Below are 25,186 nucleotides of genomic sequence, written 5' to 3'. Positions count from 1 at the left end.
GGCTGGTCCAGTAGAAATGGAACGCGTTCTAAGTCAGCGGCCTTGGAAGTCCGGTTTCCGCTTCTCCGAGAAGGCCCGCGGCCCCTCCTTGGCGTCCTCCGACGCGAAGACCTCGATGCCGTACTGCGAGTCCAGCTTGAACGCCTCTTCCTCGTGCAACCCTTCGGTGTCCCGGATCGTCCGGAGGATCGCCCGCACGGCCAGGGGTCCGTTCGCGTTCACCAGCGCGGCCAGCTCGAGAGCCTTCGAGAGCGCGGAACCGTCCGGAACCACGTGCCCGATCAACCCGATGGCCAGCGCCTCCGCCGCGGTCAGGTGCCGGCCGGTGAGCAGGATGTCCGCGGCCACCGTGTACGGGATCTGCCGCGGCAGCCGCACCGCCGACCCGCCCATCGGGAACAGTCCCCACCGGGCCTCCGAGACGCCGAAGCGGGCCGACTCGCCCGCCACCCGGATGTCGGTGCCCTGGAGGATCTCCGTCCCGCCCGCGATCGCCGGGCCCTCGACCGCCGCGATCAGCGGCTTCGTCAACCGGCGGCCCTTCAGGAGCCCCGGGATGTGCGCGGGGTCGAACTTGCCGGACTCGAACGACTTCGACGGGGAGTTGCGGGACATCGACTTCAGGTCCGCGCCCGCGCAGAACGCGCCGCCCGCGCCGGTGAGGATGCAGCTGCGGATCGTGTCGTCGGCGTCGACCCGGTCCCAGGCGTCGACCATGATCGACATCATCTCGCCGGTGATCGCGTTGCGCGCCTCGGGGCGGTTCATCGTGACGACCAGCGTCGCCCCCTCTTGCGAAACCAGCGCGTGCGGTTCACCCACGGAAGACCTCCTGAAGGAGCAGTGCCATTGCCCAGAACGATAACATGTTCTACTTTGAGGGCGTGGCACTCAACATCGCGGATCTTCTGGAGCACGCCGTCGACGCCGTGCCGGAGCGCGTCGCGGTCGTGTGCGGCGACCGGCGGGTCACCTTCGCCGAACTGGAGGCGCGGGCCAACCGGCTCGCCCACCACCTCGCCGCGCACGGCGTGGGACGCGGGTCCCACATCGGGGTCTACTCCCGCAATTCGATCGAGGCCCTCGAGGCGATGGTCGCGGCGTACAAGCTGCGCGCGATCGCCGTCAACGTCAACTACCGCTACGTGCACGGCGAGCTCGCCTACCTGTTCAACGACGCCGAGATCGTCGCGCTCGTGCACGAACGCAGCTACGCCGGCAAGGTCGCCGCGGTGCTGCCGGAAGCGCCGAAACTGAAACACGTTGTCGTGATCGACGACGGCAGCGACGGCGACTACGAGCGCTACGGCGGCGTCGACTACGAAACGGCGCTGAGCCAGCAGTCCCCCGAACGCGATTTCGAAGAGCGATCGGGCGACGACCACTACATCCTCTACACCGGCGGCACCACGGGCTACCCCAAGGGCGTGCTCTGGCGGCAGGAGGACGTCTGGCGCGCGCTCGGCGGCGGGATCAACTTCGTCACCGGCGAGTACATCCCCGACGAATGGACCCTCGCCGAGCAGGGCAAGGCCGGGAGCCTGACCCGGCTGCCCGCCGCGCCGCTGATCCACGGCGCCGCGCAGTGGGCCGCGTTCGGCGCGCTGTTCACCGGCAGCCCGGTGGTCTTCGTGCCCCGCTTCGACGCCCACGAGATCTGGAAGGCCGTGCAGGAGCACCGGGTCCAGGTCCTCACGATCGTCGGCGACGCGATGGCCCGGCCGCTCATCGAGGCCTACCGCGAGGCGGATTACGACGCTTCGTCGATCGTCGCGGTGTCGAGCCACGCCGCGCTGTTCTCCCAGTCGGTGAAGCAGGAGTTCGTCGCGCTGCTGCCGAACGCCGTGATCACCGACGCCATCGGCTCGTCGGAGAGCGGCTTCACCGGGATCGGCATGGTCGGCAAGGACTCCGACCACAGCGCCGGCCCGCGGGTGAACTTCGGCAAGGACGCGATCCTGCTCGACGAAGACGATAACGTCGTCGAAAAGACGGCCGGCGCGGTCGGGCTGATCGGCCGCCGCGGGCACGTCCCGCTCGGCTACTACGGCGACCCCGAGAAGAGCAAGAAGATCTTCGTCGAAGTCGACGGCGCCCGGTACGTCGTCCCCGGCGACTACGCCCGCTACGAAGAGGACGGCACCGTCACGCTGCTCGGCCGCGGCTCGCAGTGCGTCAACACCGGCGGCGAGAAGGTCTACCCCGAAGAGGTCGAGGGGGCGCTGAAGTCGCACCCCGACGTCTTCGACGCGCTCGTCATCGGCGTTCCGGACGAGCGGCTCGGCCAGCGCGTCGCCGCCGTCGTCCAGCTGCGCGAGGGCGCCGAGCCGGACTTCGCGGCGATCGAAGAGCACGTCCGCGGCGAGATCGCCGGTTACAAGGTGCCGCGCACGATCTGGCTGGCCGGCGAGATCGGCCGTTCGCCCAGCGGCAAGCCGGACTACCCGTGGGCCCAGCGCTACGCCGCCGAGCATGAGCCGGCCACGGCCCAGCCCGTCTGAGGAGGACGAACACAGTGCGGACACCCCTGTGCGACCGGCTCGGCATCGACCTGCCGATCGTCGGGTTCACCCCGTCGGAGCACGTCGCCGCGGCCCTCAGCCGCGCCGGCGGGCTCGGCGTGCTCGGCTGCGTGCGGTTCAACGACGCCGCCGAGCTCGACCGGGTGCTGACCTGGATGGACGAGAACACCGGCGGCAAGCCGTACGGCGTCGACATCGTCATGCCGGCGAAGGTGCCCGCCGAGGGCACGCAGGTCGACTTGGCCAAGCTCATCCCGGACGGTCACCGCGCGTTCGTCGACCGCGTCCTGAAGGAGCTTTCGGTGCCGCCGCTGCCGGACGACACCGACGAGCGCGCGGGCGTGCTCGGCTGGCTGCACTCGGTCGCCCGGTCGCACGTCGAGGTCGCGCTGAACCACCCGATCAAGCTGATCGCCAACGCGCTCGGCTCGCCGCCGGCGGACGTGATCGGCCAGTGCCACGACAAGGGGGTCCCGGTCGCGGCGCTCGCCGGGAAGGCCGAGCACGCGGTGCGGCACGTCGAAAACGGCGTCGACTTCGTGGTGGCGCAGGGCTACGAGGCCGGCGGGCACACCGGCGAGATCGCGTCCATGGTGCTGGTGCCGGAGATCGTCGACGCCGTCGACGTGCCGGTGCTCGCCGCGGGCGGGATCGGGTCCGGCCGCCAGGTGGCCGCGGCGCTCGCGCTCGGCGCGTCCGGGGTCTGGATGGGCTCGATGTGGCTGGCCACCCGGGAGTACCTGCAGACGATGGGCGAATCGGTGGCGATGCAGCAGGCGCTCGTCGCGGCGTCGTCTTCGGACACCGTGCGGACGCGGATCTACACCGGCAAGCCGGCCCGGCTGCTGAAGACCCGCTGGACCGAGGCGTGGGCCGCCCCGGACGCGCCCGAGCCGCTGCCGATGCCGCTGCAGAACCTGCTGGTTTCCCCGGCGCACAACCGGATCCACGCGGCGAACGACCCGAGTGTGGTGTCGATGCCGGTCGGGCAGATCGTCGGCCGGATGAACAGCGTCCGCCCGGTCGCCGACGTCGTCGCGGAGCTCGTCAACGGCTACGAGGAAGCCCTGTCCCGCCTGGACAAGACCCGCTGAAAAGAGGGGCCCCGCCGCGGCGGGGCCCCTCTTTCCGTGCGGAAGCGGTTACAGCGAGGCGGCCGCCGAGGCGATCTTCGACGCGAACGTGCTCACCTCGGTGTAGACGCCGGGAGCGTGCGGCCGGGCGCAGCCGTCACCCCAGCTGACGATGCCGACCTGGATCCAGGCGTTGTTGGCGTCGCGGCGGAACATCGGGCCGCCGGAGTCGCCCTGGCAGGTGTCGACCCCACCGGAGGTCAGGTTGCCCGCGCAGATCTCGGCGCTCGGGATGAGGTCGGGGTAGCTGCCGCCCTGCGCGGCGCAGGTCGAGTCGGCGACGAACGGAACGGTCGCCTTGAGCAGGTACCGCTGCTGCGAACCACCCTCGGTGGCCGCACCCCAGCCCGCCACGGTGAACGTGCCGGAGTTGTACGCCGTGGTCGTCGCGATCGGCAGCGTCGAAAGGCCGCTGACCGGGCTGGCGAGCTTGATCAGCGCCCAGTCGCCGCCGGTCGAGGTGCCGTAGGTCGGCGACCGGTAGACGTAGGTCGAGCGGATCTTCTGCGCGCTGGTGCTCTGCAGGTCGACGACGCCGACGGTCGCGGTGATCGAGGTGTTCGACCCGGTCCGGCTGACGCAGTGCGCCGCGGTCAGCACGATCTGCTTCGTGTACAGCGCCCCGCCGCAGCCCATGGAAAGCCGGACCATGAACGGGAATTCGCCCTGCGCCGCCCGCGTTCCGCCGACGACGTCGGTCGACGGCGGCTGGGCCGCCGTGGCGATCGCGGGGGTGGCGAACGAGGCCGCCGCGGCGACCGCGGCGAGTGCGGTGGTGGCGTTTCTGAGCAGGGTGAACCAGCGCTTGGGAGCCAAGGGGATCAGTCCTTCCAGTGTCCACAGTGGAAGCGGTTGCCGTGAGCGGCTCCACGACTACACCAGGTGCGCGCGCACCCGGACAACCGACTTTCTTCGGATCTTTCGGGCGGTTGGGTGATTTCTCACCGGCGGATCCGACGAACGCCGTAGGCCGAAACGCCCAGCAGCAACGCGGCGCAGCCGGCGAGCACCGACGGCGGCGGCAGGCTGAAGGCCAGCACCACGCACCCCGCCAGGCCCGGGACGGCGACGAACCGGGCCCTGCCGCCCAGCGTGAACGCCGCGGCATTGGCGATCGCGTAGTACGTGAGGACGGCGAAGGACGAGAAGCCGATCGCGGCCCGCAGGTCGATCGACGCGGCGAGCACGGCGACGACCAGCCCGACGGCGAGCTCGGCCCGGTGCGGCACGTTGTAGCGCGGGTGCACCGCGGCGAGGGACCGGGGGAGGTGGCCGTCGCGGCTCATTGCCAGTGTCGTGCGCGAGACGCCGAGGATGAGCGCGAGCAGCGAGCCGAGTGCCGCGATCGCCGCGCCCGCCCGCACGACCGGGGCGAGCCACGCCGGGACGGCCGCGGCGATCGGGTCGGGGCTCGCGGCGAGCGCGGCCGGGCCGAGCCGGACGAGCAGCAGCACCGCCAGCGCCGCGTAGACGACGAGGGTGATGCCGAGGGCGAGCGGGATGGCCCGGGGAATGGTGCGGGCCGGGTCGCGGACCTCCTCGCCGAGCGTCGCGAGCCGCGCGTACCCGGCGAAGGCGAAGAAGAGCAATCCGGCCGCTTCGAGGACGCCCCCGCCGCCGGGCCAGGCGACGAGCGGACCACCGGCGTGCGGGCCGGCGGCCATCGCGACGGCCGCGGCGGTGAGCACCAGCAGGGTGCACGACACGATCACCCGGGTCGCCAGCGCGGACCGGTGCACGCCGAAGTAGTTGACGGCGGTCAGCGCGGCCACCACCGCGACGGCGAACAGGCCGCGCCACGGCTGCCCGAGCCCGGGCGCGGCGTAGGCGACGACGGTCAGCGTCATCGCGGCGCAGCTGGCCGTCTTCCCGGTGACGAATCCCCAGCCGGCCAGGTATCCCCAGAATTCACCGAGCCTTTCCCGGCCGTAAACGTAGGTGCCGCCGGATTCGGGGTGAATCGCGGCCAATCGCGCCGAAGACATCGCATTGCAGTAAGCGATGACGGCCGCGAGGACCAGTGCGATGAGCAAGCCGGCCCCCGCGGCCCGCGCCGCCGGGGCGAACGCGGCGAACACGCCGGCCCCGATCATCGAGCCCAGGCCCAGGAAAACGGCGTCGGGCAGGCCCAGGCGCCGGGCCAGTGGTGCGGAGCGCATCCGGGTGATCCTCCAGGTAACGGCCGTGTTGCTGGCCACAGCGAACCACGGCGGACGGGGAACCGAATAGGGTCGATTCCGTGCCCGCCCCTTCACACCATTCCCGCCTGTCCGCCGACGGTCCCGTGCTCGACGGGATTCCCGAACACGGCCGCGTCCCGCGGTACTACGCCGTCAAAGTCGAACTGCTGGCGGTGATCGCGGAACTCGGCGAAGGCTCGGGGTTGCCCACGGAGCGGGAATTGTGCGAAAGGTTCGAAGTGTCGAGGGCGACCGTACGGCAAGCGGTCGGGGAGCTGGTGCTCGAGGGCAGGCTCGCCCGCCGCCAGGGGAGCGGCACGTACGTCGCCGCCCCGAAGCTCGTCCAGCCGCTGGCCCTGGTGAGTTACACGGAAGGGCTGCGGCGCCCGTGCATCCGGGCGGGCCGCACGGTGATCACCCTTGAGCGGCGCGTGGCCGGCAGCGCGCTCGCCGCCGACCTCCGGGTGACGTCGGACGCCGAGGTGTTCCACCTCGAGCGGGTCCTGCTGGCCGACGAGGAGCGCGTCGGCCTCGAGTCGACATATCTCCTGGCTTCGCGGTTCCCGAACCTGCTCGAGGTGTTCAACCCGGAGCAGTCGCTGCACGCGTGCCTGAGCGAGCGGCTGGGCGCGGTGTTCGACGGCGCCGAGGAGCGGGTCGAGACCGTGCTGGCCACCCCGCGTGAGGCGTTGCTGATCGGGACGAACCCGGCGTTGCCGATGCTGCTGACGCACCGCGTTTCGTGGGGCCCGGACGGGGCGCCGTTCGAACGCGTGCGGTCGCTGTACCGCGGCGACCGGCTGAGTTTCACCACTCGCCTGAGCCGCGCCGACTGAGCCGGGCTCCGATGCAACCCGGCGCGGGTCCGCTCCGTCTGGCAGGTATGCGTACCACGGTGAAACTGCTGGGCGCGGGCCTGCTGCTGCTCACGGCGACGGCCTGCGCCGCGAACTCCGGCGCCGGTGGCCCCGCGGGCGGCAGCCCAGGGCCCGAGACGCCCACGACCTCGGCGAGCGTGCCCGGGACCGTGACACCCACGCTCGGCCCGCCGCCGTCCCCGACGGTCGGGCGGCCGACGCAGGGCATCGCGCCGGGCGACGACGTCGTCGCCGAGACGCAGGTCGACGCCCGCGGGCTGCCCGAGGGCTACCCGCGCAGCCTCACCCGCAGCCTCGACGGCCAGACCCTGATCCTGCAGGCCGAGGAGGGTGGCTGCCGCCGCATCTCGGCGCGCGTCGGCGAGCAGGCCGCGCAGCAGGTGCTCGTGCTGGTCACCGTGCTGCCGGCACCCAAGGGTCAGCTGTGCCCGGATTACATCAGGGAGATCAAGATCCCCCTCGCCCTCGCCGAGCCGCTCGGGACGCGCACCGTCGTCCTCCGCCAGGGCTGACCACCACCGACGCTGGGAGGGCCGCCCCGGGATGCCCGGGGCGGCCCTTTCAGACCACTCCGGTGCAACCTCCCGGCGCCCCCGTTCCGTCCTGACAGCATGAGGTACTCAGCGAAGGTGGTCGGGACAGGCGCGCTCCTGCTGATGGTGGCGGCCTGTGCCGGCCCGACCGTGTCCACCGACCAGCCCGCGGCACCGACCGGCAGCGTGGCGACGCCGGCGTCGCCGTCGCCGAGCGGATCGGTGCTGCCGGCGCCGCCGGAGGCCAACCCGCCGGGCAAGCCCCGGCTGACCGTGCCCGAGGGCAGCATGCCGGTGCCCGCGGACAAGATCGACGCGACCGCGCTGCCCGCCGGGTTCCCGCGCGAGGTGTGGACGGCCAACGGCGGCACCGTGCTCAACATCCGTGCCCAGGAAGGCGGCTGCGGGCACGCGCTCGGCGAAGCGATCGAGCAGGCGGGCGACCACGTCGTCGTCAACCTGAGTGAGACCCAGGCCCAGACCAACCAGATGTGCACGATGGACATCCGGTACCCGGTGCTCTCGGTCGCCCTGACCGCGCCGCTGGACCAGCGCACGGTGGTGCTTAAGACCACGCCGCCGAAGTAGCCCGCGGGCTGTCCGCAGTGGACGGTCGCCGTCCGGTGGTCCGGACCACGGGGTGCCCGTGGTCCGCACCGCCGTCGAAGTTGTCGAAAATTGTCAGGGCTCCCGCTGAACCGCCGTCGTGACCGGGCCGTGTCCCGGGTGAGGTGGCGATCAGAGAGGAGGGGCCCATGCCCCGGTTGAGCAGTGGCCGGCACCGCAAGCAGGCGACCGTCGGACTGGCCGCGTTGCTGGGTGTTTCCGCCGTCACCGCGGCCGCCATCGCGCTGAGCAGTCCCGCGGGCAACGCGGCCGAAGCGCCGAAGGAGAACTGCGGCGGGCTCGACACCGCCCTGCAGAACAACCTGAACTTCATCGCGGGCCAGCAGGCGAGCCCGGACGCGCAGTCGGCCGCGCGGATCGCCAACCGGCAGGCGGTGGTGGACCTGATCCAGCAGCGGCGGCAGGTCGCGGGCTGCACGGCGAACGTGGCGGCGAACAACGGTCAGGCCGCGGCGGCGCCGGGGAATTCCGGCAACGCGCCGGGCCAGGCGCAGGCGCCCGGGCCGCAGAAGCAGCCGGAACAAGCGGGTGCCGCGGTGGGCGAGGTCGTGTGCCCCGGTTCGACCGTGACGCTCTCCGGTGAGGCCGGCGCGCCGGCCGCGTCCAGCAACCGGTTCCCGGCCGGGACGAAGCTGAAGGTGACCAACCTGGACAACTCGAAGTCCACCACGGTGACGGTGACGTCGGTGTCGGGCAGCTGCACGCTGCTCAACAACGCGGCCTTCGAAGAGGTCCGGGAGCCGGGGAAGTTCCTCATCCGGCGCGCGCGGATCGAGCGCGTCGGCTGACGGGAGCAGGGGACACCGGCGGCGGGCCGGTGTCCCCTTTCCCTTGTGTGCTACCGGAAGCTGATCTGCAGCACCGGCTCGCCGGTGCTGGCGAAGAAGTCGTTGCCCTTGTCGTCGATGACGATGAACGCCGGGAAGTCCTCGACCTCGATCTTCCAGACGGCTTCCATGCCGAGCTCGGCGTACTCGAGGACGTCGACCTTCTTGATGCAGTCCTGCGCGAGCCGGGCCGCCGGGCCGCCGATGGAGCCGAGGTAGAACCCGCCGTGCGCCTGGCACGCCGCGGTCACCTGCTTCGAGCGGTTTCCCTTGGCCAGCATGACGAGTGAGCCGCCGGCGGCCTGGAACTGCTCGACGTAGGAGTCCATCCGCCCGGCCGTGGTGGGCCCGAACGAACCGGACGCGTAGCCCTCCGGCGTCTTCGCCGGGCCGGCGTAGTAGACGGGGTGGTCCTTCAGGTAGCCCGGCATCTCCTCGCCGGCGTCGAGGCGCTCGGCGATCTTGGCGTGCGCGATGTCGCGGGCGACGACCAGCGGCCCGGTGAGCGAAAGCCGCGTCTTGACCGGCAGCTGCGAAAGCTGGGCGCGGACTTCGGCCATCGGCCGGTTGAGGTCGACGGCGACGACGTCGTCGGAGAGGTCCTCTTCGGTGACGTCGGGCAGGAAGCGGGCCGGATCGCGCTCGAGCTGCTCGATGAAGACGCCGTCGGCGGTGATCTTCGCCTTGGCCTGCCGGTCGGCGGAGCAGGAGACGGCGATGCCGACGGGGCAGCTCGCGCCGTGGCGGGGCAGCCGGATGACGCGGACGTCGTGGCAGAAGTACTTGCCGCCGAACTGCGCGCCGATGCCGAACTGCCGGGTCATTTCGAGGACCTGCTGCTCGAGGTCCGGGTCGCGGAAGGCGTGCCCGAGTGCGGAGCCCTCCTGCGGCAGGTTGTCGAGGTACCGCGCGGAGGCGAGCTTCGCGACCTTGAGGTTGAACTCCGCGGACATGCCGCCGACGACGATCGCGAGGTGGTAGGGCGGGCAGGCGGCGGTGCCGAGGCTGCGCAGCTTTTCGTCGAGGAACCGGGCGAGCCGCTTCGGGTTCAGGACGGCCTTGGTTTCCTGGTAGAGGAACGTCTTGTTGGCGCTGCCGCCGCCCTTGGCCATGAAGAGGAACTCGTAGGTCGGGTCCCCCTCTTTGTGGTAGAGCTCGATCTGGGCGGGCAGGTTGGTGCCGGTGTTGCGCTCCTCCCAGAAGTTCACCGGCGCCATCTGCGAGTAGCGCAGGTTCAGCTGCTGGTAGGCGTCGAAGATGCCCTGGGAGAGGGCGCGCTCGTCGTCCCCGCCGGTGAGGACGCCTTCGCCGCGCTTGCCGATGACGATGGCGGTGCCGGTGTCCTGGCACATGGGCAGCACACCGCCGGCCGAGATGGCGGCGTTGCGCAGCAGGTCCATGGCGACGAACCGGTCGTTCCCGGAGGCTTCGGGATCGTCGACGATGGCGCGCAGCTGCTGCAGGTGTGACGTGCGCAACAGGTGCTGGATGTCGGTGATGGCGGTGCGCGCGAGGGTGGTGAGCGCCTCGGGATCGACCTTCAGGAACGTCCGCCCGGCGGCTTCGACGGTCTCGACGCCTTCGGCGGTGACCAGCCGGTATTCGGTGGTGGTGTCCTTGCCCAGCGGGAGGACTTCGGTGTGCTGAAACGTGGTGGACGGCACTGCCAGGCTCCTTTGCCAGCTCCGGGATCCGCCCACCCTACGCAAGCTGGAGGAGCACCGGACAGAAGCACCCGGTCACTGTGGGCCACCCCACCCAGTCCATTCCACGCAGTCCACCTCGGTCGCCCTGGGCAAGCAGCGCCACTGCGCCTTGACCGACGAGCCGCTCGGTGAACCCACCACCCCGAAGCCGGATTGTGACGACGGACGGTAGCGCCGCGTCAAGGCGGGAAAGCGTGCCTTGACCCGGCGCCACCGTCCGCGTGCGGGCTTCGGATCGGGGTGGTGGGGGAGGGCTGGGTGAGTGCCGGCGATGCCGCCGCGGGCCGTTGCCGCCCGTTCGGCATCCAGGGACCCGAACCGACTGCCTGGTTACGTGAGCCGACCATGCGCGTGCGCGAGCCGACCGTTGGGTGCGTGAGCCGACCGTTGGGTGCGTGAGCCGGCCGTCTGGATGCGCGAGCCGACCGTCCAGGTACGTGACTTGGCCTGCGGGTGTGCTGCTGCGGAAGCTGGTCGGGAGGCCGGGTCCACCCCGACGGACCCGACCTCCCGGGGAAAGCTCCCGGGTGCGTGCACACCCGGTCGCGAGGCCTGCGCGAGCACTTCGAGGCTGTCGTGACGCAGGTCATAAGTCAACGCCGCCGAACGGGTGCTGGCGGAGGGTTGCTACCCAGGCCCCGAAAGAGTGAAACCCGGTTTTCGTGGAAGATTTTCGCGTCCGGCCGAATGCCTGGTCACCGGCGTGCGGAAATGACCGAGGGCGGGTTGCACGGTGTGCAACCCGCCCTCGGCCGAGAACGATCAGCTGGCGTAGGCGCGGAGCCGGTCCGCGCGCTCGCCCTGACGCAGCTTCGACATGACCTCACGCTCGATCTGGCGGACGCGCTCGCGGGACAGCCCGAAGTGCTTGCCGATCTGGTCGAGCGTGCGCGGCTGGCCGTCGTCGAGGCCGTAGCGCAGGCGGATCACGTGCTGCTCGCGGTCGTCCAGCGTCGCCAGCACGCGGCGCAGGTCGTCCTGGAGCAGGCCCGAGATGACGGCGCTCTCGGCGTCGGTCGCCTCGGAGTCCTCGATGAAGTCGCCCAACGGGGCGTCCTCCTCGGCGCCGACCGGCATGTCCAGGCTTACCGGGTCACGCGAGTGGTCGAGCAGGTCCGAGATCTTGTGGGCCGGGATGCCCGACTCGGCCGCCAGCTCCTCGTGCGTCGCGTCGCGGCCGAGCTGCTGGTGCAGGTCGCGCTTGATGCGGGCCAGCTTGTTGACCTGTTCCACTAGGTGGACGGGCAGCCGTATGGTGCGGCCCTGGTCGGCCATGCCCCGGGTGATGGCCTGCCGGATCCACCAGGTGGCGTAGGTCGAGAACTTGAACCCCTTGGAGTAGTCGAACTTCTCCACCGCGCGGATCAGACCCAGGTTCCCCTCCTGGATCAGGTCGAGCAGCGGCATCCCCCGGCCGGTGTAGCGCTTGGCGAGCGAGACCACCAGGCGGAGGTTGGCCTCCAGCAGGTGGTTCTTCGCCACGTGACCGTCGCGGATCAGCGCGGCCAGCTCGGTGCGGCGCTTGGTCGTGAGGTTCTCGGCGGTGTCGAGCATGTGCTGGGCGAACACGCCGGCTTCGATGCGCTTCGCCAGCTCGACCTCGTCGGCCGCGCTGAGCAGGGCCGTCTTGCCGATGCCGTTGAGGTAGACGCGGACGAGGTCGGCGGCGGGGCTCTGGGCGTCGAGGTCGGCGTCGGTGAGCGTCCCCACGCTCAGCGGCTGCTCCTCGGTCGTCTGAGCCGGGATGCGCTCGCGAATCCCGCGCGCCTCGCGTTCGAGAGTCTGGACTGACATTCTGCCTCCCCGGTCACGGGCTGAACGTGCTGCTGCGGTCGTCCACCGGGTGCGTACCCGCGGACCGGGGCCTGTGGAACCCGGTACGCCGGTCCGGCCGGCTTGGCTGGACATCTGGCACAACGCTCCGGGTATCCAAAACGTTCCCGGCTCGTCATGGAAGAAGACGGCTGCCGGCGCGATCCGGTTGCTCAACCATTGCTGAGCTTTTGCTGAGAACGTTCCGTGACGGGGAACCTGAGAATCTGATGTGAATCACGTCAAGAAGTGAACCGCCTCGATGTGGTCTAGACCTCTACGAGAATCGTGAACGGACCGTCGTTGACGCTCGAGACCGCCATCATGGCCCCGAAACGGCCCGTCGCGACGGTGGCGCCGCGGCCGCGCAGCTCGGCCACGACGGCGTCCACCAACGGTTCGGCGACCTCCGGGCGGGCCGCCTGCGTCCACGACGGCCGCCGCCCTTTCTTCGTGTCGCCGTAGAGCGTGAACTGGCTCACCACGAGCAGCGGCGCATTAGCCGTGGCGCATGATTCTTCGTCGCGCAGCACCCGCAGTTCGTGCAGTTTGCGCGCCATCGTGCCGGCCTTCGCGGCATCGTCGCCGACGTGGATTCCCAGCAGCACAAGCAAACCCGGCTCGTCGATCGCGCCGACGACCTCGCCGCCGACGGTGACGTCCGCCCGCGTGACGCGGGCCGCGACCGCCCTCACCGGTCCGCCGGGACGAGCATGCCGTGCCGGACGAGCTCGCGGACGACGGGCAGCGCGGCGGCCGCCAGTTCCTCCGACGACAGACCCTGCGCGGCCGCGAGGAGCTCGATCAGGTCTTCCAAGGGCAACGCGCCGCGACAGCCCGCCAGCAGCCGTGTGGCCAGCTCGTCGACCTCGTGCTGCCAGCCCGGCCCGTCGGTGCGGTGCAGCCGCCGGACGGTCGTCGCCCAGCCTTCGTCGCCCGGTTCTTCGACGCTTTCGAGCAGAACCGTCTCGGGCACCACAAATCGGACATCCAGCAAGGAATCACCCGATTCGCGCAGCCATTCCACGCGGTCCAGCCAGGCCGCCGCTTCCGGGCCCAGCGGGTCGTCGTAGGCCTGCCGGAGGTCCTCGCACACGACCGTGGGGGTCCGCCCGGCCGCGCGCCGCAGCGTGACAAACCCGAAGCCGATGCCCCGGACGTCGTTCGCCGCGAACCAGTCGAGCCACGCCGCCGCCTTCGCCCGGCCTTCGGGCGAACGCGGGTCGAGGCCCGCGTCCCGCAGCCACGTCCCGACGTAGAGCGCCGGATCGGCGACGTCGCGCTGCACGAACCAGGCGTCGGTCTCGGCGGGCAGCCAGCGGCTCACCCGGTCGGCCCAATCCTCTTTCCCCGTGTGCAGCCACGAAGCGAGCAAGTGGCCGACGCCGCCGTCGTTCAGGAACCCGGGCAGCTGCCGCACGACGAGCGCGCTCGCGTCGTCGCCGGCCAGCCCGGAGTCGCGGTAGGTGTAGTCGACCCGCGCCGGGCCGACCACGAACGGCGGATTGCAGACGACCTGGTCGAACTTCCGCCGCGCGACCGGCGCGAACCACTCGCCGCGGAGGAGTTCGACGTCCAGCTCGTTGAGCCGGAAGGTCGCCGCGGCCAGTGCGAGGGCCCGCGCGGAGACGTCGGTGGCCGTGACGCGCTCGGCGTGCCGGGTCGCGTGCAGCGCCTGCACGCCGTTGCCGGTGCCCAGGTCGAGCAGGGAACCCACCGGGCGGCGGCCGGTCGCGCGGATCAGCGACAGCGAAGCGTGGCCGACGCCGAGCACGTGGTCCTCCGGCACGGTGGTGCCGAGCACGTCGGCGTCGAGGTCGGAGACCACCCACCACGAGCCCTCTTCGTCGCCGTGCGGCCGGATGTCCAGCGCGGCCCGGTAGCCGTCGCCGGCCTCGCGCAGGACCCCGGCGGCCGCGGCTTCGGAAGGCGAGAGCGGCGCGAAGGCGGCCTTGACCGCGGTCTCCGGCTCGGTGCCGCCCAGCAGGAACAGCCGGATCAGCGTGCCGAGGTCGCCCGCGTCCCGGCTCGCGCGCTCGGCCGGCACCGGCTCACCGCGGCCCAGCGCCGCGTGCGCGGCCCCGCCGAGGGCGGCCACCACGCCGTCGGCGTCGTAGGAGGTGCGCCGGAAGGCTTCGCGCAGCCGCGCGCAGACGTCGTCGGACAGGTCGGGCAGTGCCGTTCGCGTGCTCACGGTGGGTAATGCTGCCACGATGACTCCCATGGCCTCCGCGACCCTCGAACACGTCCTCGCGCCGCTCGACGCGGCGCTGCCCGGACTCGAAGCGCTGTACATCGACCTCCACCGGCACCCGGAGCTGTCCTTCGCCGAGACGCGGACGGCGGCCGAGCTGGCCCGGCGGCTGGAGGACGACGGCTACGAGGTGCACACCGGCATCGCCGGCACCGGCGTGCTCGGCGTGCTGCGCAACGGCGAGGGACCGGTGGTGCAGCTGCGGGCCGACATCGACGCGCTGCCGGTCGAGGAGAAGACCGGGCTGTCGTACGCCAGCACCGCCCGCGGCACCGACGAGCACGGCACCGACGTCCCCGTCATGCACGCTTGCGGGCACGACATGCACGCCACCTGGCTCTCCGGGGCCGCCGCGCTGCTCGCGAAGGGCCGCGACAGCTGGTCCGGCACGCTGCTGGTGGTGTTCCAGCCGGGGGAGGAGGGCGCGGGCGGCGCCGCGGCAATGGTCCGCGACGGCCTGTTCGACATCGCCGGGCCGCCCGACGTCGTGTTCGGGCAGCACCTGGTGCCCGGCCCGGCGGGTTGGGTGCTCACCCGGCCCGGCGTGATCATGGCCGCCACCGACACGCTGCGCGTCACCCTGCACGGCCGCGGCGGCCACGGCTCGCGCCCGGAGACCACCGTCGACCCGGCCGTGCTGGCCGCGTCCGTGGTGCTCAAGCTGCAGACGATCGTGTCGCGGGAGATCGCCGCCACCGACTCCGCCGTGGTCACGGTCGGTTCGCTGCACGTGGGCACCGCGAGCAACGTGATCGCCGACGACGCCGTGCTCGAGGTCAACGTCCGGTCGTTCGACCAGGCCGTGCGCGAGCGGGTGCTGGCGGCGGTCGAGCGGATCGTGCACGGCGAGTCCGCCACGGCCGGCGCGCCGAAGCCGCCGGAGATCGAGCGGTCCGGCTCCTACCCGGTCACCGAGAACGACGAAGCCGCCAACGACGCGCTCACCGAGGTCTTCCGCGCCCGCTTCGGGACCGACGTCGTGCTGCCCGCGCCGCTGATCACCGGCAGCGAGGACTTCAGCGAGTTCGGCCGCGCGGCCGGCGCGCCGTCGGTGTTCTGGCTGGTCGGCGGCTTCGACCCGCAGACGGTCATCACCGCGATGACCGAGGGCCGGTTCGAACGCGACATCCCGTCCAACCACTCGCCGCGGTTCGCCCCGGTGCTGCACCCGACGCTGCGCACGGGCATCGAAACCCTCGTCGTCGCCGCGTTGAGCAAGATGCGTCACCCCGGTGTCGGATGAACCGCGCAAGTGGGACGATAGACGGTGGAGGTGGTGCAGTGACCATGCCCGCCAACGACTCGGACCCGGTGCTGATCACCGGGGCGGCCCCGTCGTACGAAGAGCAGTTCGCGGCACGCAAGCGCAAGTACGTCATCATGATGGCCTGCCGCATCCCGTGCCTGATCCTCGCCGGGCTGACCTACCACACGTGGTGGCTGGCCCTGGGGTTCCTGGCGATCTCCGTACCGCTGCCTTGGATCGCGGTGCTGATCGCCAACGACCGCCCGCCCCGCAAGTCCGAGAAGGTCTCGACCTACCAGCGCGAAGCCACGGCGATCGAGAGCACCAGCCACCGCGTCATCGACGGCTGAGAAAGCGGAGCTTTCACGTGAAAGCTCCGCCTGCAGGTCGCAGCTTTCACGTGAAAGCTCGGGCTCAGGCGGGCTGGGGGCCGACCTTGCCGACGGCCAGTGCGCCCAGGCGGGTTCCGTGGCGGAGGATGTCCACAGTGGACTCCCCGGCCAGCCAGCCGGTGAGGACGCCGGCGTCGAAGGCGTCGCCCGCGCCGGTGGAGTCGATGCACTCCGCCTCGACCGCGGGGACGCTCGTGACGCCGTTCGCGTCGACCCAGCTGGCGCCCTCGAGCCCGGCGGTGACGACCACCGCGCCGACCGCGCCGAGCAGCTCCTTCGCCGACGCCGGATCCGCCGAACCGGTCAGCGCGACCAGCTCTTCGGTGTTGGGCATCAGCAGGTCGACCCCGCGGACGTCGGCCAGGAACGCGGCCGGGTCGGTGATGTGCGCGGCGGCCTGGGGGTCGACCGACGTGGTCAACCCCGCCTCGCGAGCGGCCGCCAGCGCCGCGAGACCGGCCGCGCGCGACGGCGGGTCCAGCAGCACGTACCCGGACAGGTGCAGGTGGCTCGCCCCGGCCAGTGCCTCGGGCGTGACGTCCCCGGGGGCGAAGCGCTGGTTCGCGCCGCGGTCGGCCAGCATGCTGCGCTGCCCGGACCCGTCGACCATGACGACGACGCAGCAGGTCGGGGCCTCGGGGTCGACGGCGAACGCGCACCGCACGCCCGCCGCCTCCAGCTCGGCCCGGATGAGCCGGCCGCCCGGGTCGTCGCCGATCCGCGCGAGCAGCGTGGTCTCCGCGCCGAGGTGCCGCAGCCACAGCGCCGTGTTGGCGCCCGAGCCGCCGCCGGTGAACCGGATCTTCGCGCGCGCGTCGCCGCCGTGCGGCAGCGGCTTGTCGTGCCGGGCGATCACGTCGAGGGCCGCGTCGCCGACCACCACGATCCGCGCAGTGCCGGACGATTCACTCGCAAGCTCGCTCATGCCAGCGCCACCGCGACCTCGGTGGCCAGCTTGGCGTTGTTCAGCACCAGCGCTTCGTTCGCGTCGATGCTCACGCCTTCGCTGGCGGTGTGGAAGTGCTCCAGCAGCACCGGCGTGACGTCGGCGCCGTGCACGCCCCGCTCTTCGACGAGCGCGAGGCCCTCGGCGAGCAGCCGGTCGTGCAGCTCTCTGTCCATTTCGGACGCTTCGGGGATCGGGTTCGCCAGCAGGACACCCGAACCCGCGTACGCGCGGTGCGCGTCGATCACGGCGGCGGCCTGCTTCGGGTCCTCGACCCGCCAGCCGACCCGGTGGCCCGACTCGCGCAGGTAGAACGCCGGGAAGTCGTCGGTGCGGTAGCCCAGCACCGGCACCGAGTTCGTCTCCAGCACCTCGAGGGTGGCCGGGATGTCGAGCACCGACTTCACGCCGGAGCAGACGACCACGGTCGGCACCTTCGCCAGCACGCCGAGGTCCGCCGAGACGTCCCAGGTCTGCGCGGCGCCGACGTGCACCCCGCCGAGCCCGCCGGTGGCGAACACCCCGATCCCGGCCGCGGCGGCCAGCGCCGACGTGCTCGCCACGGTCGTCGCGCCGGAGCGGCCGAGCCCGACGGCCGGGCCGAGGTCGCGCAGCGACAGCTTGTCCAGGCCGGCGTCCGGCGCGCAGACGCGCTCGAGCTCGGCGGGGGAGAGGCCGACGACGACCCGCCCGTCGAGCACCGCGATCGTGGCCGGGACGGCGCCGCCGTCGCGGACCACGCCTTCGAGGCGGCGGGCGACGTCGAGGTTGCGGCCCGGGGGCAGGCCGTGGGACAGGATGGTGCTCTCCAGCGCGACGACGGGGTGCCCGTCACGCAGCGCCGAGGCGACCTCTTCGTGCAGCGAGAGTGCGGTAGTCACGAGGGACCATCATCGGTGATCGCCCCGGGCCCGGCGCCAGTGGGTCAGCTCGGCCGTCAGGTTCTTTTCCGCAGTGCTCGCCCAGCGTGTCCGCGCGGCTTCGCTGCGGTAGAGCGGCCGGGACAGCATGCGCTCGAGGACGGCGATGCGCCCATCGCGCCAGACGTCGTCGGGGTACTTCGCGTACTCCTCGCGCACTCCGCGGGCGTACGCCGTGTACTGCTCTTCGGGCGCCCCGAGGACGGCGAGGTCGGCGTCGAGAAGAGCGGTGGCCAGGAGATCGTCCGGCGGTGCGTCGTGCCCGACCGTGGCGAGGATCAGGCCTTCGACGCGTTCGACGTGCGCTTCGGCCACGCCTTCCAGGGCTTCGCGGGCCCAGGCGGCGCTGGCGCGTTCGTCTTCGCCGGGCTTCGCGTCGTACACGACGTCGTGCGCCCAGGCCGCTACGGCGACGACCGCGCGGTCGGTGGCGCTCAGGCCTTCGGCCAGCCACGCGGAATCGCGCGCGACGGCGGCCGCGTGAGCCAGCGTGTGATACCGGCGGTGTGGCTCGGCGTAGCGCGCTTCGAGCCGCGGCCAGGCGTCGGGTCGGCCACCGAGCTGGGTGATCGCTTCGGGCCACCGCATGTCTAGTCGAAGATCCCGCGCGGCCGCGCGACCTGGTCGAGCCAGTCCTCGAGCTGCTGTTCCCAATTCACGTCCGGCTTCATGGTGAACATCCCGAGGAAGTCCTGGCCGCGGCCGCCGAACCCGCCGGTCTTGCTCACGCGGACCCGCTTGGTGACCTCGAGCACGACGTCGGTGCGCTCGGACGACGTCAGAAAGGTGACCGCCACCTGCGAAAACACGCTCGCGAAGCGCGGCGAAGGCGTGAAACGGATCTCCTGGAAGAACGGCAGCTCCTGGCGGGCGCCGTCGACCCGGCCCGGTTCGAGGACCGCCTCGCGGAAGGTGAAGCCGAGCCGGCTCAGCGCGTCGAGGACCCGCTTCTGCGCCGGGAGCGGCTCGATCGCGACGGCGTCGGCGTCGAACGGGTCGCTGACCGCGGCGGCCAGGTCCAGCTCGGCCCGGACGCCGACCGCCACGCCGGGCAGCGGCTTGGCGTGGATGCTGGTCACCGGCGTTTCCCAGGGCAGCGGGACCTCGAACGGCACCCGGATCTGCTGCCCGGCCCGGATGACCTCGTTCCCCACCAGGTGCCGGCTGCCGAACGGGAGGTCTTCGGTCGTGCCGCCGGGCAGCCGGACGCGGGCGAGCAGCGTCACCGCGAGGCCCTTGATCTCCTGGTCGACCTCGCCGCCGAGCAGCAGGACCTCGCCGTGCAGCGGGCGGCCCGGGGCGGCGGTCCGGTCCAGCAGGCGGGCGTCGATCTTCGCCCCGCCCGACCCGAACGTCGCGAGCACCTTCTGGAACATGCCGGGGATCCTGCCAGGCGGAGGGGCCGATCGGCGGCGGTTCGGCGGGACCCGTGCACAATGGTCGGGTGAGCACCGAGACGCTGACGAAGCCGGAAACCACGCCCGAGGGCACGGACACCACCGACGACGACACCCCGAAGATGTTCCACTACGTGAAGAAGAACAAGATCGCCGAGAGCGCGGTCATGGGCACTCACGTGGTGGCGCTGTGCGGCGAGGTCTTCCCGGTGACGAAGTCGCCGAAGCCCGGGTCGCCGGTCTGCCCGGCCTGCAAGGAGATTTACGACAGTCTCCGTCCGGGCAAGTAACCCGGTTCGAACCCCGGCGGGTGTCCCCGCCGGGGCTTCGCGCTGTCCGGAATCGGACAGATCGGCGAACAAACGTGAAAAACCTTCATTCGGCGGGTGTGCCGGGTGCGGGAGTCCTGGTAGATCCTCCGTGCCAGGTTCCCTCACCCACCGGAGTCGCACATGCGCAGAACCGGGATCGTGCTCACCCTCGCCGCCCTGCTCGCCGTGGTCTCGCCCGCGCTGGCGCAGGCCGTCACGGGCTGGACGGAGATCGGGTCCGACAACGCCAGGGCCCTCGACGAAAGCCAGGGGCTCGCGACGATCGTGCGCCCGTCGGGCACCACGATCCGCTACACCGGGATCGGCACGATCCCGGCCGACCTGAACTCCCAGGGCTGGAACCACGTCGGCGACCCGGGTTCGGCCCAGGGCTGGTACGTCGAGCCCTACCAGCGTGACGACCGCGGCGCGAAGCTCTTCCGCGTCCAGGCCCCGGACGGCTCGTGGGCGAACTACAAGCACAACCTCGAGTCGTGGGAAGCGAACAACAACTCCTTCGCCGCGGTGTCGCCCGACGCGCGCTGGCTGGTGGCGGGGGAGTGGGGCACGATGGACCGGCTCCTGGTGCACCCGATGCCCGGCGTGGTGGCCACGAACCCGGCGCAGAACCTGCCTCTGGCCGGCACGATCCGCCTGGACCACGCGGTCCGCGACGTCCAGGGCTGCGACTTCCGGACGGCGACCCGCCTGCTCTGCGCGTCCGACGACCCGGACGGCAGCCTCTTCGGCACGACGAAGCCCCTGCTCCAGGTGGACCTGGCCGGCCCGCTGTCCGGTTCGGACGTCACCGGCCACGTCACCTCGCTGGGCCAGCTCCCGCTCCGCAGCGGCTGCGGCGGGAACTTCGAGGTCGAAGGCATCGACTTCGACGAACGGGACGCCACGCTCCGCGTGATCGTGATGTCCCCGAGCATCTGCATCCTGTTCGACAGCAAGACCTACCGCTTCCGCCAGTAGCCGCGACGCCGAACCCGGCACTTTCGTAGGGAAAGTGCCGGGTTCGGGGTCTCAAAGCGTCACTTTCCCTATGAAAGTGACGCCTTGGGGATCACGCGAGTTCCGGGTTCAGGGACTCCGATTCGGGGGCCTGGGCCGGGGTTCGGCGGGCTTCGCGGCGGGCGCGACGGCGTTCCTTGCGGGTCTCGACCATCGTGTAGAGGGTCGGGACCAGGACCAGGGTCAGCAGGGTCGAGCTGACCAGGCCGCCGATCACCACGATCGCCAGGGGCTGGCCGATGAACCCGCCCTGGCCGGTGATGCCCAGCGCCATCGGGACCAGCGCGAACACGGTCGCCGCCGCGGTCATCAGGATCGGCCGCAGCCGGCGACGGCCGCCTTCGGTGACGGCGTCGGCGACGCTCATCCCGTCGGCGCGGTACTGGTTGATCAGGTCGATCAGCACGATCGCGTTGGTCACCACGATGCCGACCAGCATCAGCATGCCGATCAGCGCCGGCAGGCCGAGCGCGGTGCCGGTGGCCAGCAGCAGCCCGATCGCGCCGGTCGCCGCGAACGGGATCGACACGAGCAGGATCAGCGGCTGGATCAAGCTCCGGAACGTCGCGACCATGATCAGGAACACGATCGCGATGGCCGCGAGCAGCGCCAGGAACAGGTTCGAGAACGCCTCCTGCTGGTCCTGGCTCACCCCGCCGAGCGAGTACGCCGCCCCGCCGGTGAACGTCAGACCGTCCAGTTTGGACTTGATGTCCGCGGTGGTCTTGCTCAGGTCGTCGCCGGTGTTCTTCGCGGTCACCGTGGTGCTCAGGTCCCCGCCGGTGCGGTGCACCGACGCCGGACCGTCCACAGTGGACACCTTGGCCACCTCGTCGAGCCGGACGACGCCGCCCGGTCCCGGGATCGGCAGCCCGCGAACCTGGTCGACCGTCACCGGAGCCGTGCCGGCGCGCAGGACGATGTCGGTGCGCTGCCCGTCGACCGGCAGCTGCGTCACCGTGCGCCCGGCGATCGCCTGGTTGGCGACCTGACCGATGGTGCTCGCCGACAGCCCGCGCGCGGCGGCCGCGGCGTCGTCCACCTCGACCTGCACCCGCGGCGAGCCGACGCTCAGGTCGCTCGAAACCTCGGTCAGCCCGGCCACCCCGCGCAGCGCCTGCACCACCTGGTCGGACGCCGGCTTCAGCGCGGCCCCCGACGGCGCGGTCACCGTCACCGACACCTGGTCGGAGTTGAACCCGGAGGCGTCCGCGCCGATCTTGACCTCGCCCAGCTCGGGCCGCGACGTCAGCTTCGCGCGCAGGCGGTCCGACAACGCGTCGAGATCGGTGTCCTTGGCGACGGTGACGGAGATGCTCGTGTTGGTCCCGCCGCCGAAGCCGAACGCGCCGCCCCCGCCGACGCTGACCTGGTACGTCCGCACCGCGGGCTCGGCGGCGAGGGCCTGCTCGACCGCCGTGGCCGCCTTCTCCTTCGCCTCGACGCTGCTGCCGGCGGGCAGCTTCTGCGTCATGTTCAGCGTGGTGCCGCCGGACTGGTCGAGGAAGTTCGTGTTCAGCCGCGTCGCGAGCCCGACCGTGCCGGCGAAGATCAGCAGCGCCAGCAGGACGACGGTCAGCCGCCGCCGGGTCGCGAACCGGATCACCGGCAGGTAGGCGCGCTGCAGGATGCTGCGGCGTTCCTTCTCGACGGCCGCTTCGCGCGCCCGCTCGGCCTCGATCGCGTCCGCCGGGACCGCGGGCCGCTTCAGGAACCAGTACGCCAGCACGGGAACCACGGTCAGCGACACGAGCAGCGACGCCAGCAGCGCCACCGTCACCGTGATCGCGAAGGGCGAGAACAGCTCGCCGACGAACCCGCCGACGAACGCGATCGGCAGGAACACCGCGACGGTCGTCAGCGTGGACGAAGTGACCGCGCCGGCCACCTCGCGGACGCCGTCGAGGACCGCGCGGTCCTTCTCCTCGCCGTACGCCAGATGTCGTTTGATGTTCTCCAGCACGACGATCGAGTCGTCGACCACCCGGCCGATCGCGATGGTCAGCGCGCCGAGGGTGAGCAGGTTGAGCGACAGGTCGCCGGTCCACAGCGCCAGCAGCGCGACGACGACCGACAGCGGGATCGACACCGCGGTCACCAGCGTCGAGCGCACGGACAGCAGGAAGAGCAGGATGACGACGACGGCGAACGCCAGCCCCAGCAGCCCCTCGGTGGTCAGGCCGCTGATCGCGTCCTTCACCGGGGTGCCCTGGTCGAACACGACGCTCATCTCGGCGCCGGTCTTCTTCGCCAGGTCCGGCAGCTTGTCGCGAACCGCGTCGGAGATGGCGACGGCGTTCCCGTTGTCCACCATGGTGACCGAGAGGCCGAGGCTGGGCTTGCCGTTGGTGCGCGTGATCGACGTCGGCGGCGCGAAGCCGGCCTGGACGTCGGCGACGTCACCCAGCTTCACCGGACCCCGCGCCGGGGCACCCGTCCGCGCCCCGGCGCCCGGCGTCAGGTACAGGTTGCGCAGACTGTCCACAGTGGTCTGTGCGCCGCCGACCTGCACCGACAGCGTCTTGCCGTTCTCGGTCAGCGTCCCGGCCGGCACCGCGGCGCCCGCCGTCTGCAGCGTGGTCGCGATCGACGCCGGGTCGACCCCGGCCGCCGCGAGCTTCGCGTAGTCGAGGGTGATCGTGACGCGCGGCTGCCGCACGCCGGTGACCGTCACCGTGCGGACGCCCTCGATCTTCCGCAGCTCCGGCGCGACCTGGTCGGTCAGCGCGGGCGCGAGCGCCTGCGGGTCCCCGGTGGTGCCCGCGGCGACCAGCACGACCGGCAGGTCGTCGGTGCTGCCGGCGGACACGGCGGGCTCGGTGTTCTGCGGCAGCCGCGGCCGGACCTGGTTGACCACCTGCTGGATCTGCGAGACGGCGGCGTCGATGTCCGTGCCGAACTCGAACTGCGCGACGAGCCGCGAGACGCCGTCCGACGACGTCGAAGTGATCTGCTCGAGGCCCTTCAGTCCCTGGAGGCCGCCTTCCAGCGGCTCGGCGACCTGCCGGTCGACCGCGTCCGGCGACGCACCCGGGTACGCGGTGACGATCTGCGCCTGCGGGAACTGCAGTGACGGGAACAGCTGCTGCTTGAGCTGCGGCAGCGCGAAGGCGCCGAAACCGACGACGACCAGCGCGAGCAGGCCGATCAGGCTCCGGTTGCGCAGGCTCAATCTGGCCAGCACGGACATGGTGTGGAAACCCCCTCGGAAACAACGCGGCGACCGGTGCCGCGTCGGTGACCGGCAGAGCCTTTCACGGCGTTGCTGAGGAGCGACTCAGCCTGGGGGTGGATTCCGGGTCGTCCCTTCGGTGGACCTTCGCCCCTGAGCTGCGCTGGGTGCCGGTTCCGGCGCGCTCGGTGACGAGGTGTCCTCTTCGGACGGCTCGGAAGGCCCGGACGGCTCGTCACCGTTGGGGGAGACGTCGTCGGCGCGCGGGCGCCGCAGCGGCGTGGTCGAGCGGTCCCACAGCTTGCGGCCTTCTTCCGAGCGCAGCCGCTCCGCGGCGCGTTCCATCTCCAGCCGCCGCCACTTGCGCCGCTGCCGCCGGGTCGCCTTCGCCGGCCACAGCTCCTGGATCGCGCTGTTGAAGTACGCGCCGCCGACCACGGCCAGCCCGATGAAGAACATCAGCAGCAGGAACGCGATCGGCGCGGCCAGCGCGCCGTAGGTGTAGCCGGTCTTGGTGATCCAGTTCAGGTAGACGCGCAGGCCGACCGAGGACAGCAGGAACACGACCATGGCGAGCACCGCGCCGGGCAGCCCGCGGTGCCACGGCAGCTTCCGCGGCAGCGCGAGCTTGTACAGCGTGGTCAGCGCGAGGGTGATCATCGCGCCGAGCGCGGGGAAGTACAGCGCGCTCACCCACGACGTCACGGTCGGGCGCCACTCGGCCGGGAAGAACTCCGGCAGCAGGTCCGGGCCGATCGCCAGCAGCGGCAGCCCGACCACCAGGATGACCAGGCCGCACAGGTACAGCAGGAGCGCGAAGATCCGCTGCCAGACGTCGTTGCGGACGCCGTACTGGTCGTGCGCGACGGTGATCGCGTCCACGAACGACGACATCGCCGACGAACCCGCCCACAGCGAGATGAGGAAGCCGATCGAGACGATCTCGCCCTTGCCGACGGTGAGGATGCTGTTCACGGTCGGTTCGATGATGTCCTGGACGGCGTTCGAGCTGAACACCGTCCGGCAGAAGCCGATGATGCGGTCGTGCACGGCCGTGACGACGCCGCTGCCGAACCACTCGCCGACGAAACCCAGCGAGCCCAGCAGGCCGAGCAGCAGCGGCGGCAGCGACAGCGTCTGCCAGAACGCCGCTTCGGCGGCCTCGGAGAAGATGTTGCCGCCCCACGCCTTGCCGAGCGTGCGCGTGAGCAGGCGCCACGGCCCCTTGCGGGCCACCTTCGTCGCTGCGGACGGCTGCACCTCACCCATGACGTGTCCAGCATGGTCCATCCGTGCTGATTTGGCTCGTCAAA

General features: G+C 71.4%; 23 protein-coding genes. 10 read left to right on the top strand and 13 right to left on the bottom strand.

Translation table 11 applies throughout. The features are described 5' to 3' along the window. Positions 1 to 33 precede the first annotated feature (33 nt). Positions 34 to 822 carry a crotonase/enoyl-CoA hydratase family protein gene (locus Q5425_RS20920; protein ID WP_308673927.1) on the bottom strand — a complete coding sequence of 263 codons (789 nt, stop codon included), beginning with the start codon at positions 820 to 822 and terminating at the stop codon, positions 34 to 36. A gap of 62 nt (positions 823 to 884) precedes the next feature. On the opposite strand from Q5425_RS20920, the gene Q5425_RS20915 reads away from it, so the two are divergent. Both Q5425_RS20915 and Q5425_RS20910 read left to right on the top strand, forming a co-directional pair. Further along, complete coding sequence (locus tag Q5425_RS20915) at positions 885 to 2,501, top strand: acyl-CoA synthetase (RefSeq protein WP_308673926.1); 1,617 nt, start codon at positions 885 to 887, stop codon at positions 2,499 to 2,501. A 14-nt stretch (positions 2,502 to 2,515) separates the two neighbouring features. Then, positions 2,516 to 3,616 carry a nitronate monooxygenase family protein gene (locus Q5425_RS20910; RefSeq protein WP_308673925.1) on the top strand — a complete coding sequence of 367 codons (1,101 nt, stop codon included), beginning with the start codon at positions 2,516 to 2,518 and terminating at the stop codon, positions 3,614 to 3,616. A 48-nt stretch (positions 3,617 to 3,664) separates the two neighbouring features. Here Q5425_RS20910 and Q5425_RS20905 read toward each other — a convergent pair whose 3' ends face one another. Continuing rightward, the gene (locus Q5425_RS20905) at positions 3,665 to 4,471 is read right to left on the bottom strand and encodes a serine protease (RefSeq protein ID WP_308673924.1); all 807 of its coding nucleotides are present in this window, start codon (positions 4,469 to 4,471) and stop codon (positions 3,665 to 3,667) included. 125 nt (positions 4,472 to 4,596) lie between these two features. Next, positions 4,597 to 5,814 carry an amino acid permease gene (locus Q5425_RS20900; protein WP_308673923.1) on the bottom strand — a complete coding sequence of 406 codons (1,218 nt, stop codon included), beginning with the start codon at positions 5,812 to 5,814 and terminating at the stop codon, positions 4,597 to 4,599. 80 nt (positions 5,815 to 5,894) lie between these two features. Here Q5425_RS20900 and Q5425_RS20895 point away from each other — a divergent pair, with 80 nt between their 5' ends. The 4 genes from Q5425_RS20895 (at position 5,895) to Q5425_RS20880 (ending at position 8,661) form a co-directional block, all read left to right on the top strand. Then, on the top strand, positions 5,895 to 6,671 hold the full coding sequence (locus Q5425_RS20895; protein WP_308673922.1) for a GntR family transcriptional regulator: 777 nt from the start codon (positions 5,895 to 5,897) through the stop codon (positions 6,669 to 6,671). A gap of 47 nt (positions 6,672 to 6,718) precedes the next feature. After that, positions 6,719 to 7,225 carry a hypothetical protein gene (locus Q5425_RS20890; RefSeq protein WP_308673921.1) on the top strand — a complete coding sequence of 169 codons (507 nt, stop codon included), beginning with the start codon at positions 6,719 to 6,721 and terminating at the stop codon, positions 7,223 to 7,225. A gap of 117 nt (positions 7,226 to 7,342) precedes the next feature. After that, positions 7,343 to 7,834, top strand: a complete 492-nt coding sequence (locus tag Q5425_RS20885) for a hypothetical protein (protein WP_396135203.1) — start codon at positions 7,343 to 7,345, stop codon at positions 7,832 to 7,834. A 167-nt stretch (positions 7,835 to 8,001) separates the two neighbouring features. After that, positions 8,002 to 8,661: a hypothetical protein gene (locus Q5425_RS20880; RefSeq protein ID WP_308673918.1), complete on the top strand. Its 660-nt coding sequence runs from the start codon at positions 8,002 to 8,004 to the stop codon at positions 8,659 to 8,661. A gap of 50 nt (positions 8,662 to 8,711) precedes the next feature. Here the strand turns inward: Q5425_RS20880 and Q5425_RS20875 are convergent, their stop codons facing one another. From Q5425_RS20875 to Q5425_RS20860, 4 genes are all read right to left on the bottom strand, one after another. Next, positions 8,712 to 10,364 (bottom strand): fumarate hydratase, encoded by a 1,653-nt coding sequence (locus tag Q5425_RS20875; RefSeq protein WP_308673917.1) that lies wholly within the window; start codon positions 10,362 to 10,364, stop codon positions 8,712 to 8,714. A gap of 804 nt (positions 10,365 to 11,168) precedes the next feature. Then, complete coding sequence (locus Q5425_RS20870; RefSeq protein ID WP_308673916.1) at positions 11,169 to 12,200, bottom strand: sigma-70 family RNA polymerase sigma factor; 1,032 nt, start codon at positions 12,198 to 12,200, stop codon at positions 11,169 to 11,171. Between the two features lie 287 nt (positions 12,201 to 12,487). Further along, a complete protein-coding gene (dtd, locus tag Q5425_RS20865; protein WP_308673915.1) occupies positions 12,488 to 12,913 on the bottom strand; it encodes a D-aminoacyl-tRNA deacylase in 426 nt (141 codons plus the stop codon). Then, positions 12,910 to 14,412 carry a methyltransferase gene (locus tag Q5425_RS20860; RefSeq protein WP_308673914.1) on the bottom strand — a complete coding sequence of 501 codons (1,503 nt, stop codon included), beginning with the start codon at positions 14,410 to 14,412 and terminating at the stop codon, positions 12,910 to 12,912. Before Q5425_RS20860 ends, dtd begins: the two co-directional genes overlap by 4 nt. Positions 14,413 to 14,440: 28 nt before the next feature. Between Q5425_RS20860 and Q5425_RS20855 the strand changes: the two genes are divergently transcribed. Continuing rightward, a complete protein-coding gene (locus Q5425_RS20855) occupies positions 14,441 to 15,715 on the top strand; it encodes an amidohydrolase (RefSeq protein ID WP_308673913.1) in 1,275 nt (424 codons plus the stop codon). Between the two features lie 38 nt (positions 15,716 to 15,753). Beyond that, positions 15,754 to 16,068 (top strand): DUF3099 domain-containing protein, encoded by a 315-nt coding sequence (locus tag Q5425_RS20850; RefSeq protein WP_308673912.1) that lies wholly within the window; start codon positions 15,754 to 15,756, stop codon positions 16,066 to 16,068. A gap of 64 nt (positions 16,069 to 16,132) precedes the next feature. On the opposite strand, the gene Q5425_RS20845 is transcribed toward Q5425_RS20850, so the two are convergent. Genes Q5425_RS20845 through Q5425_RS20830 form a run of 4 tightly spaced genes read right to left on the bottom strand, consistent with a single transcriptional unit; the run spans position 16,133 to position 19,352 of the window. Beyond that, positions 16,133 to 17,035, bottom strand: coding sequence for a carbohydrate kinase family protein (locus Q5425_RS20845; protein WP_308673911.1), 903 nt, complete (start codon positions 17,033 to 17,035; stop codon positions 16,133 to 16,135). After that, entirely contained in the window at positions 17,032 to 17,937 is a 906-nt protein-coding gene (locus tag Q5425_RS20840; RefSeq protein WP_308673910.1) for a pseudouridine-5'-phosphate glycosidase, read from the bottom strand. Before Q5425_RS20840 ends, Q5425_RS20845 begins: the two co-directional genes overlap by 4 nt. 9 nt (positions 17,938 to 17,946) lie before the next feature. Continuing rightward, positions 17,947 to 18,564, bottom strand: a complete 618-nt coding sequence (locus Q5425_RS20835; RefSeq protein WP_308673909.1) for a hypothetical protein — start codon at positions 18,562 to 18,564, stop codon at positions 17,947 to 17,949. 2 nt (positions 18,565 to 18,566) lie between these two features. Next, entirely contained in the window at positions 18,567 to 19,352 is a 786-nt protein-coding gene (locus Q5425_RS20830; protein WP_308673908.1) for a sporulation protein, read from the bottom strand. A gap of 68 nt (positions 19,353 to 19,420) precedes the next feature. On the opposite strand from Q5425_RS20830, the gene Q5425_RS20825 reads away from it, so the two are divergent. Then, positions 19,421 to 19,663 (top strand): DUF3039 domain-containing protein, encoded by a 243-nt coding sequence (locus Q5425_RS20825; protein ID WP_034284335.1) that lies wholly within the window; start codon positions 19,421 to 19,423, stop codon positions 19,661 to 19,663. A 162-nt stretch (positions 19,664 to 19,825) separates the two neighbouring features. Next, positions 19,826 to 20,662 (top strand): hypothetical protein, encoded by an 837-nt coding sequence (locus Q5425_RS20820; RefSeq protein ID WP_308673907.1) that lies wholly within the window; start codon positions 19,826 to 19,828, stop codon positions 20,660 to 20,662. A 91-nt stretch (positions 20,663 to 20,753) separates the two neighbouring features. On the opposite strand, the gene Q5425_RS20815 is transcribed toward Q5425_RS20820, so the two are convergent. Together Q5425_RS20815 and Q5425_RS20810 are read right to left on the bottom strand one after the other, a co-directional pair. Beyond that, on the bottom strand, positions 20,754 to 23,891 hold the full coding sequence (locus Q5425_RS20815; RefSeq protein WP_308673906.1) for an efflux RND transporter permease subunit: 3,138 nt from the start codon (positions 23,889 to 23,891) through the stop codon (positions 20,754 to 20,756). An 87-nt stretch (positions 23,892 to 23,978) separates the two neighbouring features. Continuing rightward, complete coding sequence (locus Q5425_RS20810; protein ID WP_308673905.1) at positions 23,979 to 25,142, bottom strand: YihY/virulence factor BrkB family protein; 1,164 nt, start codon at positions 25,140 to 25,142, stop codon at positions 23,979 to 23,981. Between the last annotated feature and the right edge of the window lie 44 nt (positions 25,143 to 25,186).

Source organism: Amycolatopsis sp. A133 (genome assembly GCF_031082405.1).
Lineage (GTDB): Bacteria > Actinomycetota > Actinomycetes > Mycobacteriales > Pseudonocardiaceae > Amycolatopsis.
Note: the sequence above shows the minus strand (reverse complement) of the source record. Positions and strands in the feature narration are given on the sequence as shown.

Excerpts from the sequence above, each read along its gene's own strand:
- Q5425_RS20900 (WP_308673923.1), bottom strand. The coding sequence starts at position 5,814 with ATGCGCTCCGCACCACTGGCCCGGCGCCTGGGCCTGCCCGACGCCGTT.
- Q5425_RS20890 (WP_308673921.1), top strand. The coding sequence starts at position 6,719 with ATGCGTACCACGGTGAAACTGCTGGGCGCGGGCCTGCTGCTGCTCACG.
- Q5425_RS20880 (WP_308673918.1), top strand. The coding sequence starts at position 8,002 with ATGCCCCGGTTGAGCAGTGGCCGGCACCGCAAGCAGGCGACCGTCGGA.
- Q5425_RS20870 (WP_308673916.1), bottom strand. The coding sequence starts at position 12,200 with ATGTCAGTCCAGACTCTCGAACGCGAGGCGCGCGGGATTCGCGAGCGC.
- Q5425_RS20855 (WP_308673913.1), top strand. The coding sequence starts at position 14,441 with ATGGCCTCCGCGACCCTCGAACACGTCCTCGCGCCGCTCGACGCGGCG.
- Q5425_RS20845 (WP_308673911.1), bottom strand. The coding sequence starts at position 17,035 with ATGAGCGAGCTTGCGAGTGAATCGTCCGGCACTGCGCGGATCGTGGTG.
- Q5425_RS20835 (WP_308673909.1), bottom strand. The coding sequence starts at position 18,564 with ATGCGGTGGCCCGAAGCGATCACCCAGCTCGGTGGCCGACCCGACGCC.
- Q5425_RS20830 (WP_308673908.1), bottom strand. The coding sequence starts at position 19,352 with ATGTTCCAGAAGGTGCTCGCGACGTTCGGGTCGGGCGGGGCGAAGATC.
- Q5425_RS20820 (WP_308673907.1), top strand. The coding sequence starts at position 19,826 with ATGCGCAGAACCGGGATCGTGCTCACCCTCGCCGCCCTGCTCGCCGTG.
- Q5425_RS20815 (WP_308673906.1), bottom strand. The coding sequence starts at position 23,891 with ATGTCCGTGCTGGCCAGATTGAGCCTGCGCAACCGGAGCCTGATCGGC.
- Q5425_RS20810 (WP_308673905.1), bottom strand. The coding sequence starts at position 25,142 with ATGGGTGAGGTGCAGCCGTCCGCAGCGACGAAGGTGGCCCGCAAGGGG.